Source organism: Streptomyces sp. NBC_00045 (assembly GCF_045041095.1).
Classification (GTDB): domain Bacteria; phylum Actinomycetota; class Actinomycetes; order Streptomycetales; family Streptomycetaceae; genus Streptomyces.
In genome coordinates, this window is sequence record NZ_CP108271.1 from 3,577,151 (window position 1) to 3,590,062 (window position 12,912).

The window sequence follows — 12,912 nt, forward strand, 5'->3', positions numbered from 1 at the left end:
GGCCGGTCCGCCGGCCCCGCCGTCCCGCGCGTCTGCATTTCCGTGCCGTTCTCCGGCGCCGCCCCGCCCTTCGGTGGCAGTCTGCTCACCATCAGACACACAGAGGGACAGAACCAGAAGAAGGCGGAGGTGCCGTTCAAGTGGCGTCCAATGTCAATCCCACCGTCCGACGCCGCCGACTGGGCATGGAGTTGCGCAAGCTCCGCGAGGACAAGGGCATGACGGCCGAGCAGGTCGCCGAACGCCTGCTCGTCTCCCAGTCGAAGATCAGCAGGCTGGAGAACGGCCGCCGTTCCATCAGCCAGCGCGACGTCCGCGACCTGTGCGACGTGTACGAGGTCGAGGACCGCCGGCTCGTCGACTCGCTCATGCAGATGGCCAAGGACTCCCGCCAGCAGGGCTGGTGGCACGCCTTCGGCGACATTCCGTACAGCGTCTACATCGGCCTAGAGACCGATGCCGCCAGCCTGCGCACCTACGAACCCCAGATGGTGCCCGGCCTGCTCCAGACCCCGGAGTACGCCCAGGCCCTGATCCGCGGCGCGCTGCCCGAGACCGCCCCGCTCGACGTGGAGAAGCGCGTCCAGGTGCGGATGCACCGGCAGAAACGGCTCTCCGAGACGGACAACAACAATCCGGAGGTCGGGCCGCTGCGGCTGTGGGCGGTCATCGACGAGGCCGCGCTGCGGCGGCACGTGGGCGACCCCCAACTGATGATCAAGCAGCTTGAGTACTTGATAGAGCAGTCCGAGCAGCCGTACATCACCGTGCAGGTGATGCCGTTCTCGATGGGCGCCCACCCGGGCGTGAACGGGCAGTACGCCATCCTGGAATTCCCGGACGCATCCGATTCCACGGTCGTCTACATCGAGGGCGTGACGAGCGACCTGTACCTGGAGAAGGCCAACGACGTCCAGAAGTACAGCGTGATGTACGAGCACCTGCGCGCGCAGGCCCTGAACGTGGAACAGACACGTCAGTTCATCGCCGAGATCATCGGCGAGTATGCGGGCAAGGGGAAGTAAAACCGGAGGCAGCGGACACCGTACTGGCGGGCAGGTGGCGAGGGGGCCGGTACGGTACACCGTCGCTCCCCGGCCACAGAAGGCCTGAATGGAATATGCCACCCGGTCGGGTGAATGACCCCTTCACCCCTCGGGAGGTGCCGGTAGCGTCGATCACGTCGGTCAGGGAAACCGAAATGGCCGACACCTCACTGGCACAACTCGCTGAACCGGAGAGAAACATGGCTATTCGTCAGGGCGCCACGGACAACTGGACCAAGTCTTCCTACTCCGGCGGGAACGGCGCCTGCGTCGAGGTCAAGTCCCCCGTCATGGAGGCCATCGCGGTCCGCGACTCGAAGGTGCAGGACGGTCCGTCCCTCACCTTCGCGCCCGGCTCCTGGACCTCGTTCGTCGCGGACGTCACCGAGGGCCGGCTGGGGCGCCTCGCCTGAACGTCACGACGTACGACCCCACCGTCCCCTCTGCGCCGCGCGCAGCAACTGCACCACCTGTACTGCCTGCGTTATCTGCACCACCCGCACCACCAGCATTACCTGCGTTACCCGCGTTACCCGCGTTACCTGCACCACTGACTGGAGCCCTCTCGACTGGCCCGCCGTCCCGGCCGAGGGGGCTCGGCCATGTCCGGCTCCGCCCCCGCGTCCGCGTCCGCGTCCGCGTCCCGGCTAACGCAGCTGGTCGACGTACCGGTCCGTGCCCGGCACCGTCGGGATGAACGGAGCCACCAGCTCCACCCGCCCGAGCCCGGCCCCGGCGACCTCGGCGTCCAGCCCCTGGAACCGGTCCCAACAGGTGCGCGGATCGGCCTCCAGGAACCACAGCAGCGTCAGCCGGGTGTCGACCCCTTCGACCTGCTTGACGTACGTCATCCGGTCACCGGGCAGCGGGGTCGGCCGGAAGATCGTCACCATTGCGGCGGGTGAGCCGTGCAGCCGCTTCGGCAGGGCCCGCGAGCGCAGCCACTCCAGCAGCTCCGCCCGCTGCTCGGGGCCGTCGGCGTCGACGACCTGGACGACGAGGCCGGCGTACGGGTGGTCGAGGGCGTGGAAGTCCCGGGGGCCGGCGACCCCGTCGCGGTAGACCGTGGCCTCGTGGTCCTGGAAGGACGTGAACACGTGGGTGCGGTCCTGGTAGACGCGGCCGTCCCGGTTGAGGCGCTTGTTGATGCCGACGGTCCACTTCATGTGCTCGTCGTAGCGGCCCTCGGTGACCCAGTACGTGGAGATGTAGCAGCCCGCGGTGACGGGCTGGGCGACGGCCGACTTCTCCGGGTAGCGCAGTTCCTGGAGTTCGCGGGTGGCGACCCAGCGGCGGCCCGCGTACATCCAGGGCATGGCCATGGCGCCGGCGTAGTAGTGGTCGTCCTCGTACCAGCGGTTGTACGCGTACTCGTGGCCCGGGTGCGGTTCGACCATGGTGATCAGCGCGTGCCCGGGGCGGACTCCGTACGGTCCGACGGCCGCCAGCTCCGCGTAGGCCTCGGGGTGGGTGCCATGGGTGGTTCCGTCTTCTGTCGTCATGGGGAAGGGTCTAGTTGATGGGGCGTCAGAAGGGGAGGGGTCCGGGAGCGTTCCACTCCTTGACATATAGGTGCCACATGCATCTTTTCGTGGCTAGGATGCGCGCACCCGTCTCCCCCGGGGCGTGCCGTCAACGTAGCGCCGGCCGCCCGAGGGGGGCAGGCGTGCCAGGCCCCGCCAGCCAGACGGGACGTTGACGACACGACCTAGGAGTCACCATGCCGTCCGAAGCCGCCCTCCTCGCCTCGCCGCCACCCGCGTTCGCCGCCCGCGCCGTCGCCGCAGCCGGCTCGCCCGTCCGCGAGATCCTCGCCCTGACCGCGCGCCCCGGCGTGATCTCCTTCGCCGGCGGTCTGCCCGCCCCGGAGCTCTTCGACGCCGAGGGCCTGCGCGCCGCGTACGACGCCGCGTTCGCGGCATCGGCCCGCCGGGCGCTCCAGTACTCGACCACCGAAGGCGCGCCGGAGCTGCGGGAGGCGGTGGCCGCACGGGCGACGGCCCGGGGGCTGGAGACCGGCGCGGACGACGTACTGATCACCACCGGCTCCCAGCAGGCCCTCGCGCTGATCACCGCGACGCTCGTCGAACCCGGCGACGCCGTCATCGTCGAGAACCCCACCTACCTGGCGGCGCTGCAGTGCTTCGGACAGGCGGGGGCGCGGGTGATACCCGTCCCCTGCGACGAGCAGGGCGTCCTACCCGACGCGCTGGAGGAGATCGTGGCACGGGAGCGGCCCAAACTCCTCTACTCGGTGCCCACCTTCCAGAACCCCACGGGGCGCACCCTGCCGGGCGCACGCCGGGCCGCGGTGGCGCAGGTCGCGGCGCGCCGCGGGCTGTGGCTCCTGGAGGACGACCCGTACGGGGAGCTCCGGTTCGAGGGGGCGGAGGTCCCGTGGCTCGCGGCGCACCCGGGGGCGGAGGACCGCACGGCGCTACTGGGGAGCTTCTCCAAGGTCATGGCGCCGGGGTTGCGGCTGGGCTGGCTGCGCGCGCCCGCCGCGCTGCGGCGCGCGGCGGTGGTGGCCAAGCAGGCGGCGGACCTGCACACGTCGACGGTGGACCAGCTTGCGGCGGCCCACTACCTGCGCGCGGTGGACCTGGACGTGCACATCGCCACGGTCCGCGCGGCCTACCGGGAGCGGCGTGACGCGCTGCTGGCGGGCCTGGGCGCGGCCCTTCCGGCGGGCTCGGCATGGAACCGCCCGGAGGGCGGCATGTTCGTCTGGGCCCGCCTCCCGGAGGGTCACGACGCGACGGCCCTGCTGACCGCGGCGATTTCCCGCGATGTGGCGTTCGTCCCCGGAGCCCCCTTTTACACGGGCACCCCGGACCCCCGCACCCTGCGCCTGTCGTTCACAACGCACACGCCGCAGGAGATCGGGGTGGGCTTGGAGCGGCTGGCCGCGGCGGCGGGCCGGTCCGGATCCGCCGGCGCGGGCCGGGGCTTCCCTCCGCGGACCGGAAGCCCTAGCCTGACGGGCCGTCAGATACATCCCGGGCCGGGAGGCACGCGCATGCTGCTGCAAGGGAAGACCGTCGTCGTCTCCGGCGTCGGGGCCGGGCTGGGCCATCAGGTGGCCGCGGCCGTCGTGCGGGACGGCGGAAACGCCGTGCTCGGGGCGCGCACCGAGGCCAATCTGGCCAAATCCGCCGCCGAGATCGACCCCGAGGGCAGGCACACCGCCTACCTGCCGACCGACATCGCGGACGAGACGCAGTGCGCGGCCCTGGCCGAGCTGGGGCGGGCCCGGTTCGGGGGGATCGACGCCGTCGTGCACGTCGCCGCCTGGGACTCGTACTTCGGCGGGCTCGAAGACGCCGACTTCGGGACGTGGCAGCAGATCATCGACGTCAATCTGCTGGGGACGCTGCGGATGACCCGCGCCTGCCTGCCCGGGCTCAAAGAACGGGGCGGGTCCGTCGTCATCATCGGGACGCAGTCCGCCGTGGCCGCGCCCAACGAGGTGCAGCAGGCCGCGTACGCCGCCTCCAAGGGTGCACTGACCTCCGCGATGTACTCGATGGCCCGTGAGCTCGGCCCGCACCGCATCCGGGTCAACACCGTGCTTCCCGGCTGGATGTGGGGGCCGCCCGTGCAGGCCTTCGTCACCTTCACCGCGCACGGCGAGGGCGTCCCCGAAGCCGAGGTGCACGCCCGGCTCACACAGCGCATGGCGCTGCCCGACCTCGCCACCGACGGGGACGTCGCGGACGCCGCCGTGTTCCTCGCCTCCGACCGGGCGCGGGCGATAACCGGCCAGTCCCTGCTGGTCAACGCCGGTGAGCTGATGCGATGAGCCCCCGGAGCGACCTCGCGACGGGGACGTCGGATCGTATGCTCACCGCATGACGACTCCGACCGAAAACGCGATGCGTCGCGCGCTCAGGCGAGCCCGCGACGGCGTTGCGCTCGACGCGACCGAGGCGGCCGTACTCCTCCAGGCGCGCGGCGAGGACCTCGAAGACCTCACCGCCTCCGCCGCCCGGGTCCGCGACGCCGGGCTCGCGGCCGCCGGACGACCCGGCGTCATCACGTACTCGAAGAGCGTCTTCATCCCCCTCACCCGCCTGTGCCGCGACAAGTGCCACTACTGCACCTTCGCCACCGTCCCCGGCAAACTCCGCCGGGCCGGCCACGGAATGTACATGTCCCCGGACGAGGTCCTCGACATCGCCCGCCGCGGCGCTGCGCTGGGCTGCAAGGAAGCGCTCATCACCCTGGGCGACAAGCCCGAGGAACGCTGGCCCGAGGCACGGGAGTGGCTTGAGGCGCAGGGGTACGGCGACACCATCTCCTACGTGCGGGCCATCTCCATCCTGATCCTGGAGGAGACGGGGCTGCTGCCCCACCTGAATCCGGGTGTGATGTCGTGGGCCGACTTCCAGCGGCTCAAGCCGGTCGCGCCCTCGATGGGGATGATGCTGGAGACCACGGCCACGCGGTTGTGGTCCGAGCCCGGCGGCCCGCACTTCGGTTCCCCCGACAAGGAGCCGGCGGTCCGGTTGCGGGTGCTGGAGGATGCCGGACGGTCCTCCGTGCCGTTCACCTCCGGGCTGCTCATCGGCATCGGCGAAACCTACGAGGAGCGCGCCGAGTCACTGTTCGCGCTGCGCCGGGTCTCGCGCTCGTACCACGGCGTCCAAGAGCTGATCATCCAGAACTTCCGCGCCAAGCCGGACACGGCGATGCGCGGCATGCCCGACGCCGAGCTGGACGACCTCGTCGCCACGGTCGCTGTGGCCCGGCACATCATGGGCCCCTCCGGCTGCCTCCAGGCGCCGCCCAACCTGGTCGACGGGGAATACGCGCGGCTGATCCGCGCCGGAATCGACGACTGGGGCGGCGTCTCCCCGCTGACCCCCGACCACGTGAACCCCGAACGCCCGTGGCCGCAGATCGACGTGCTGGCCGAGCAGTCCGCGGCGGCCGGCTTCGAGCTTCGCGAACGGCTGTGCGTGTACCCGGAGTTCGTGCAGCGCGGCGAGCCGTGGCTGGACCCCCGGCTGCTGCCGCACGTACGGGCGCTGGCCGATCCGCAGACCGGACTCGCCAACCCGGACGCCGAGGTCATCGGCCGTCCGTGGCAGGAGCCGGACGAAGGGTTCGGCTCGTACGGGCGCACCGATCTGCACGCCAGCATCGACACCGAGGGCCGTTCCGCGGACCGGCGCGAGGACTTCGACCACGTCTACGGGGACTGGGAGGCGCTGCGCGAGGCGGCGGCGCCCGGCATGGTCCCGGAGCGCATCGACACCGACGTGCGGGCGGCGCTCGCGCAGGCCGCCGACGATCCGACCGGCCTGAGTGACGCGCAGGCGCTGGCGCTGCTGCACGCGGACGGCCCGGCGCTGGACGCGCTGTGCCGGATCGCGGACGACCTGCGCAAGTCGGTGGTGGGCGACGACGTCACGTACATCGTCACGCGGAACATCAACTTCACCAACGTCTGCTACACCGGCTGCCGGTTCTGCGCCTTCGCGCAGCGCCGTACGGACGCCGACGCGTACACGCTGTCTCTGGACCAGGTCGCCGACCGGGCGGCCCAGGCCTGGGACGTGGGCGCGGTCGAGGTGTGCATGCAGGGCGGCATCCACCCCGACCTGCCGGGAACGGCGTACTTCGACATCGCGCGCGCGGTGAAGCAGCGGGTCCCCGGCATGCACGTGCACGCGTTCTCCCCGATGGAGGTCGTCAACGGGGCCACCCGGACCGGCATGTCCGTACGCGACTGGCTGACGGCGGCCAAGGAGGCCGGTCTGGACTCCATCCCGGGCACGGCGGCGGAGATCCTGGACGACGAGGTCCGCTGGGTGCTGACCAAGGGGAAGCTGCCGACCGCGGACTGGATCGACGTCATCACCACGGCGCACGAGCTGGGCATCCGGTCCTCGTCGACCATGATGTACGGGCACGTGGACCAGCCGCGGCACTGGCTCGGGCACTTCCGCACGCTGGCCCGGATCCAGCAGACCGCGCTGTCCAACGGCGTCGACGGCTTCACGGAGTTCGTCACGCTGCCGTTCATCCACACCAACGCGCCCGTGTACCTGGCGGGCATCGCCCGACCCGGCCCGACGGTCCGCGACAACCGCGCGGTGACGGCGATGGCGCGGCTGCTGCTGCACCCGTACATCACCAACATCCAGACGAGCTGGGTGAAGCTGGGCACGGACGGCGCGGCCGAGATGCTGCGGTCCGGGGCCAACGACCTCGGCGGCACGCTCATGGAGGAGACCATCTCCCGGATGGCCGGATCGAGTTACGGCTCGTACAAGTCCGTACGGGACCTGGTCGCCGTCGCGGAGGCCGCCGGGCGGCCCGCGAAGGCCCGTACGACGCTGTACGGGGAGGTGCCCCAGGAGCGGCAGCGGGCGGCCCGCGCCTCGGACGGGCACCTGCCGGAACTGCTGCCCGTACTGGACTGAGAGCGCACGCGAGGGGCCCGGCCGGGGAACGATCCCGGCCGGGCCCCTCGTGGTGGCGGCCGGGGATCAGCCGACGAGGAGGTCCTTCTTGAGCTGCTTCAGCTCGCGGGCGTCGATGCCGAGCCCGTCCTTGAGGTAGCGGTCGAAGGTGCCGTACTTCGCCTTGACCTCGTCGTAGCCGGAGTTCAGGTACTCGGGGCGCACGTCGAGCATCGGCTTGTAGACGGCGGCCTGCGGGGCCGGCAGGTGCGACAGGATCGCGTCGTTGGCGCCCTTTCGGTAGTCGTTGCTGGCCAGGTAGTCGGCCATGACGGTGTCGCTCGGCACGCCGAGGGCGGTCAGCAGGGTGGCGTTCGCCCAGCCGGTGCGGTCCTTGCCGGCGGTGCAGTGGAAGAGGACCGCACGGTCGCGGTCGCGCTCAAGGCCCTCGAAGACCTGCCCGTACGCCTTCTTCCCGCCGTCGCCGCTGACCATCGCCTTCTCGGCGTCGACCATGGCCTTGACGGCCTCGTCGGGCGACTTCGGCATGACCTGGAAGGAACCGGATCCCGCGAAGACGTCGGCGACGGTGTACTTGGCGCCGGCCGGGACCTTGTCGGGGTCGGTGGTGCGCTCGCTCTCCGTGCGGAGGTCGAAGACGGTCTTCACGCGCAGCCGCTGGAGCTTGGCCAGGTCAGCCGCGGTCAGCTTGCTGGGGGCGTCGGAGCGGTAGACCTCGCCCATCTTGACCCACTGGCCGGTGGTGGTGCGGTAGCCGCCCGCGTCACGAAAGTTGGCCGTCCCCTCCAGCTTGATCAGCCGGTCGGCGAGGTGCAGGGCAACGCCGCGGTCGGGCGTGAAGTCGAACCACTGCCGGTCGGCGGCGGGCAGTCCGGACACGGTGGCGGTGCCCTCGGCGGCGCCCTTGGCGACGACCTTGCCGTTCGCCTTGATCTCGACCCGCTTGGCGCCCGGGGCCTTCCACTTCAGGGTGAACGCCCCGTCGGCGCCGGCGGTGACGTTGGCCTCCGTGAAGGGTACGGCGGTGCGGCTGTGGTGGTGTCCGGTCCAGGGGAGGTCCCACCCGGTGGAGGCCGGGGCGGCGGTGGCGGCGGGAGCTGCGACCAGGGAAGCGGTGAGCGCGGAGGCGACGACGGTCGCGGCGAGGAGTGCCTTCTTCATGACGTCGAGGCTGTTGGCCGTCGAAGAACTCTGCATGAACGAGACATGGCCGAAACAGACCGGCTCCAAGGCACGTGGCAAAACGTGCCACTAGTCGATCAAGGGGCACTGCCTGCACGGATGTCGCCCCTTTCGGACCGGAGGTGAACGAGATACCTATGTATCCCCGCACGGATTCCAGCCGTTCCTCGCCTGTGGACGAGCTGCGGGACCGCCTCCTTCCGGATTCGATCGGACGTGTCCATTACAGTGCGCGCCAGAGCATGCGGGGCGGGTCAGGGGGATCGCGATGGACGACAAGACGACCGAAAGTCCGAGCCCCGGGCCGTGGGCCGGGATAGCTACAGGTGTCCCGGCCGGGACCGGACCCGGGACCCTGGCCGGAACCGGCACCGACACGGGAGCCGGGCCCGGTCTCGGGGCCGGACCCGCGGCCGGAACCGGGGCTGGGGTCGGGGCTGGGCTCGGGGTCGGGGCTGGAGCCGGTCTCGGGGCCGGGACCGGGACCGCGGCCGGAATCGGCGCCGGGGTAGGCGTCGATGCCGGAGGGGGGACGGGAACCGCCGCCGGCGCCGGGGTCGGCCCGGGTGTCGGAGCGGGCGACACCATCGGAAACGGCGCCGGAGTGCCCGGGGCCGGTACCAGAACCGCGGCCGCGAACGGCGCCGGAGACGGGACCGGCGCCGAGGTCGGGGACCGGACCGAGACCGGGGCCCGCGTCGAGGTCGGGGACCGGACCGGGGCCGGGACCGGGGTCGGGACCGGGGTCGCCGGGCGGGCGGGAGCCCGGACCGGGTCCGCGGCGGCAGCCGGGACCATCGCCCGGGGCTTGGCCGCCGGGCTTTGGGGGCGGGCCGAGCAGCAGGACTTCCGCAGCCGCGTCCGCGGGACCCTGCTCGGGGCCGCCCTCGGCGACGCCCTCGGCGCCCCCGTGGCCGACCTCTCCCTCGACGCCATCCGCGAAGCGCACGGCCCGCAGGGCCTGACCGGGCCGGCCCCCGCATACGGGCGCCCCGGCAGGGTCACCGCAGCCACCCAGCTCACCCTGTTCACCGCCGACGGCCTGATACGGGCCCACGTACGCCGGGACACCGGCGCCTGGCACCCGCCCACCGACATCCACCGCGCGTACCTGCGCTGGGCCACCACCCAGCACGACTGGGGCCCCGACGAGCGCCGCAAGGACAACGGCTGGCTCGGCGTGCAGGAGTGGCTCTACGCCCGCCGCGGACCCGACCGCGCCTCCACGACCGGCTTCGCCGACGACGTCCTCGGCACCCTCGACCAGCCGAAGAACCCCACCGCCCGCAACGCGGCCGCCGCCACCCGCTCGGCGCCCTTCGGCCTGCTGGTCGGCTGGGAGCCCGCCCTGGTCCTCCAGCTCGCCACCGAGTGCGCCGCGCAGAGCCACGGTCACCCCGGCGCGTACCTCACCGCCGGGGCCTTCGCCGTCATCGTCCACGGCCTGACCCGCGGCGACTCCCTCGACGCGGCGATCCAGCGCGCCCTCGGCCTGCTCGGCTCCCGCCCCAGCCACCAGGGCGTCACCGACGCCCTCCAGCGCGCCCTGGCGGCCGTCCCGCAGGGCACGCCCTCCCCCGACTCCGTCACGGCCCTCGCCTCCGGCGGGGACCGCGCCGCGGGCCGCGACGCCGAGGACGTCCTGGCCCTCGCCGTCTACTGCGCGCTCGTCGCCGAAGACGTCCCGCACGGCCTGCGCCTCGCCGTCAACCACGGCGGCGACTCCACCGCCGCCGGCGCCCTGTGCGGCGCACTGCTCGGCGCCCTGCACGGTGAGACCGCCCTGCCGGGCGGGTGGCTCACCGACCTCGAAGGCCGCGCCACCCTGCTCGAACTCGCCGACGACTTCGCCCTCGAAATGACCCAGGGGCCCTCCCTGCACGGACCGGCGGTCTCCGGCTCCGGCTGGCCGGCCCGCTACCCGGTCGACTGACGCCCCCTCAACATTCTCGCGCGCAGGCCGTAGCGTGGCCCTTCGCCGACCCCGGGAGCCACGGAGGTGCCCTCAGCCATGCGGATCGCCACGACCATCTTCCTGACCGACCAGACCGTCTCCCCCGTCCGTCTCGCCCGCGCCCTCGAAGAGCGGGGGTTCGCCGGGCTCTACCTCCCCGAGCACACGCACATCCCGGTCACCCGCGACACCTCCGCGCCCATGGGCGGCGACCTCCCCGAGGTGTACGGACGCACCCTCGACCCGTTCGTCGCCCTCGGCCAGGCCGCCGCCGTGACCGAGCGCCTCGCCCTCGGCACCGGCATCACCCTCGTCGCCCAGCACGACCCCATCGACCTCGCGAAGCAGATCGCCACGCTGGACCACCTCTCCGGCGGCCGCTTCACCCTCGGGATCGGCTACGGCTGGAACGTCGAAGAGGCCGCCGACCACGGCGTCGACTGGCGCACCCGCCGCGAACTCGTACGGGACCGGATGGCCCTGATGCGCGCCCTGTGGGCCCCCGAACCAACCGCGCACGTCGGCGAGTTCTGCTCCGTCCAGGCCAGCTCCGCCCACCCCAAGCCGGTCCAGCCCCCGCGCGAGCTGGGCCCCGGCCACCCCCTCCACGGTCCCCGCACCCTGATCGGCGGCGCGGCCGGCCCGAAGCTCTTCGCGGCCATCGCCGACCACGCCGACGGCTGGCTCCCGATCGGCGGCGGCGGCCTCTCCGAGTCCCTGCCGGTGCTGCGCCAGGTCTGGGAGACCGCGGGCCGCGATCCGAAGGACCTCCAGGTGGTCCCGTACGCGGTCCAGCCCAACCCGGGCAAGCTCGGCCACTACGCCGACCTGGGCATCGAGGAGGTCGTCCTCCAGCTCCCGCCGGCGAAGGAGGCCGAGATCCTGCGCGTGTTGGACGACTACGCGCAGTACCTCTGAGCCGGCCGGTCAATTCGGTCGACACGAGCCCGGTCCCGGCCCGACCATGGCCCCGGGAGGGGGCTGATCCACATGCCGGGCCAGCGCAAACGCAAGCGGAGCAGAGAACGGGCCCAGCGCCGGGTACAGGACGTACCCGGCCATTGGGAACCGCTGTTCTCCACGCAGGAACACGCGGAACTGAAGGAGTACGTCCGCGGCCTCTACGCCGAGGGCAAGGTCACCGACCCGGAGCACCTGCGCTTCGACATGTTCTGCGGCCGTCTCGTCCACCCGACCTCGTACCGGGTCAGCATCTTCGTCCCGGAGGGATCCGCATGAGCCACCAGTGGGAGAGCCTCCCGGCCGGCATCCGCGCGCAGGCCGACGGGTTCGTCCTCCAGGACCGCCTGATGTACGCGGTACGGACCGTCTGGGAAGCGGGCCGCGCGCAGGGCCTCGGCCTGAACGCGGCCCAGGAGCTCGTCTCCGCCCGCTACGAGCACTTCGGGGACCGGGTGGCCCGCACCCCCGACTCCCCGGTCGACCTCGACTCCCTCGCGGCCCGCACCGCGGGCCTCCCGGGCCGCGTCGTCGCGGTCGAGGCCGTCTGGGACGGGGACACCGTCCACGACTGGTTCGTGGAGCTGCTGGCCGTCACCGATGCCCCCGCCGGGGAGCACCGCCTGGCCACCATCTACTGGGGCACGGGCGTCCGCGCCCTCGGTGACGCCGACCCGGGCCCCCTCGCCCCGCACGCCGCCCTGGCCACCCGGGCGGGCTCGGCACTCGCCGACCACCTCGGCGTCCCGTTCCACTTCGCCAGCCCGACCAAGCCGGACGACGGCGCCCCCCGCTGGCGGCCCTGAGAGGCCGGCGCGGCGCGCTCAGTCCGCGATGCGCCGCCATTGGCCCACGAGTGGGGCGCAGGCCGTCCGTGCGGCGAGCTCGGCCCGTACCGTTCGAGCTCGAAGTCCCGCCCGGCCCGCCGTACCCTCCTCCCGTGATCACTTCAGGCATGCACGTCCGTATCGCCCGGCCCTGCCTCGACCTCGTCGCCGCCGAGCGGTTCTACGTCGGCGGGCTCGGGCTCGGGGTCCAGTGGCGCAGCGGCGAGATCGCGCCCGGGGAGCACGAGCTGCTGATGGTCGGGCCCGCCGGCGGGGGGTGGCACTTCGAGCTGACCCGGGATCCCCGCAATCCCGTCGTGCCGTCCCCGACCGTCGACGACCTGTTCGTCGTCTACCTCGGCGAGGCCCCGGACGACGCCCTCGTCCAGCGGCTCGTCGAGCACGGCGGGACCCGGGTCGCCGCGCACAACCCGTACTGGGACGCGTACGGGGTCACCGTCGCGGATCCCGACGGCTACCGCCTCGTGCTCTGCTCCCGCACCTGGGGCTGA

Annotated in this window: 11 protein-coding genes and 1 pseudogene; 10 read left to right on the forward strand and 2 right to left on the reverse strand. The window is 72.4% G+C overall.

All coding sequences use genetic code 11. The annotated features are described in order from the left end of the window. Positions 1-140: 140 nt before the first annotated feature. The gene (locus OHA65_RS16615) at positions 141-1,025 is read left to right on the forward strand and encodes a helix-turn-helix transcriptional regulator (protein WP_327283882.1); all 885 of its coding nucleotides are present in this window, start codon (positions 141-143) and stop codon (positions 1,023-1,025) included. A 221-nt stretch (positions 1,026-1,246) separates the two neighbouring features. Continuing rightward, positions 1,247-1,459 (forward strand): DUF397 domain-containing protein, encoded by a 213-nt coding sequence (locus OHA65_RS16620; protein WP_133897754.1) that lies wholly within the window; start codon positions 1,247-1,249, stop codon positions 1,457-1,459. Positions 1,460-1,693: 234 nt separating this feature from the next. On the opposite strand, the gene OHA65_RS16625 is transcribed toward OHA65_RS16620, so the two are convergent. Next, positions 1,694-2,548, reverse strand: coding sequence for a hypothetical protein (locus tag OHA65_RS16625; protein WP_327283883.1), 855 nt, complete (start codon positions 2,546-2,548; stop codon positions 1,694-1,696). A 218-nt stretch (positions 2,549-2,766) separates the two neighbouring features. Here OHA65_RS16625 and OHA65_RS16630 point away from each other — a divergent pair. From OHA65_RS16630 to OHA65_RS16640, 3 genes and pseudogenes are all read left to right on the forward strand, one after another. After that, positions 2,767-3,960, forward strand: a pseudogene (locus OHA65_RS16630) (PLP-dependent aminotransferase family protein); the annotation flags it as partial. A gap of 105 nt (positions 3,961-4,065) precedes the next feature. Further along, the gene (locus tag OHA65_RS16635) at positions 4,066-4,848 is read left to right on the forward strand and encodes an SDR family oxidoreductase (protein WP_327283885.1); all 783 of its coding nucleotides are present in this window, start codon (positions 4,066-4,068) and stop codon (positions 4,846-4,848) included. A 49-nt stretch (positions 4,849-4,897) separates the two neighbouring features. Then, on the forward strand, positions 4,898-7,477 hold the full coding sequence (locus OHA65_RS16640) for a bifunctional FO biosynthesis protein CofGH (protein ID WP_405762066.1): 2,580 nt from the start codon (positions 4,898-4,900) through the stop codon (positions 7,475-7,477). 66 nt (positions 7,478-7,543) lie between these two features. Here OHA65_RS16640 and OHA65_RS16645 read toward each other — a convergent pair whose 3' ends face one another. Further along, a complete protein-coding gene (locus tag OHA65_RS16645; protein WP_371643836.1) occupies positions 7,544-8,674 on the reverse strand; it encodes a tyrosine-protein phosphatase in 1,131 nt (376 codons plus the stop codon). 781 nt (positions 8,675-9,455) lie between these two features. On the opposite strand from OHA65_RS16645, the gene OHA65_RS16650 reads away from it, so the two are divergent. The 5 genes from OHA65_RS16650 to OHA65_RS16670 all read left to right on the forward strand — a co-directional run bounded on the left by OHA65_RS16650 (position 9,456) and on the right by OHA65_RS16670 (position 12,912). After that, the gene (locus OHA65_RS16650; RefSeq protein ID WP_405763416.1) at positions 9,456-10,592 is read left to right on the forward strand and encodes an ADP-ribosylglycohydrolase family protein; all 1,137 of its coding nucleotides are present in this window, start codon (positions 9,456-9,458) and stop codon (positions 10,590-10,592) included. Positions 10,593-10,670: 78 nt separating this feature from the next. Then, positions 10,671-11,531 carry an LLM class F420-dependent oxidoreductase gene (locus tag OHA65_RS16655; RefSeq protein ID WP_327283888.1) on the forward strand — a complete coding sequence of 287 codons (861 nt, stop codon included), beginning with the start codon at positions 10,671-10,673 and terminating at the stop codon, positions 11,529-11,531. Between the two features lie 72 nt (positions 11,532-11,603). Then, on the forward strand, positions 11,604-11,852 hold the full coding sequence (locus OHA65_RS16660) for a hypothetical protein (RefSeq protein WP_327283889.1): 249 nt from the start codon (positions 11,604-11,606) through the stop codon (positions 11,850-11,852). Continuing rightward, positions 11,849-12,379: a hypothetical protein gene (locus OHA65_RS16665; RefSeq protein ID WP_327283890.1), complete on the forward strand. Its 531-nt coding sequence runs from the start codon at positions 11,849-11,851 to the stop codon at positions 12,377-12,379. The genes OHA65_RS16660 and OHA65_RS16665 overlap by 4 nt, the downstream gene beginning before the upstream one ends. Positions 12,380-12,513: 134 nt before the next feature. Then, a complete protein-coding gene (locus OHA65_RS16670) occupies positions 12,514-12,912 on the forward strand; it encodes a VOC family protein (RefSeq protein WP_328763042.1) in 399 nt (132 codons plus the stop codon).

What these genes read in the sequence shown, in the direction of transcription:
- OHA65_RS16620 (WP_133897754.1), top strand. Translation starts at nt 1,247, where the DNA reads ATGGCTATTCGTCAGGGCGCCACGGACAACTGGACCAAGTCTTCCTAC.
- OHA65_RS16625 (WP_327283883.1), bottom strand. Translation starts at nt 2,548, where the DNA reads ATGACGACAGAAGACGGAACCACCCATGGCACCCACCCCGAGGCCTAC.
- OHA65_RS16635 (WP_327283885.1), top strand. Translation starts at nt 4,066, where the DNA reads ATGCTGCTGCAAGGGAAGACCGTCGTCGTCTCCGGCGTCGGGGCCGGG.
- OHA65_RS16640 (WP_405762066.1), top strand. Translation starts at nt 4,898, where the DNA reads ATGACGACTCCGACCGAAAACGCGATGCGTCGCGCGCTCAGGCGAGCC.
- OHA65_RS16645 (WP_371643836.1), bottom strand. Translation starts at nt 8,674, where the DNA reads ATGCAGAGTTCTTCGACGGCCAACAGCCTCGACGTCATGAAGAAGGCA.
- OHA65_RS16655 (WP_327283888.1), top strand. Translation starts at nt 10,671, where the DNA reads ATGCGGATCGCCACGACCATCTTCCTGACCGACCAGACCGTCTCCCCC.
- OHA65_RS16660 (WP_327283889.1), top strand. Translation starts at nt 11,604, where the DNA reads ATGCCGGGCCAGCGCAAACGCAAGCGGAGCAGAGAACGGGCCCAGCGC.
- OHA65_RS16665 (WP_327283890.1), top strand. Translation starts at nt 11,849, where the DNA reads ATGAGCCACCAGTGGGAGAGCCTCCCGGCCGGCATCCGCGCGCAGGCC.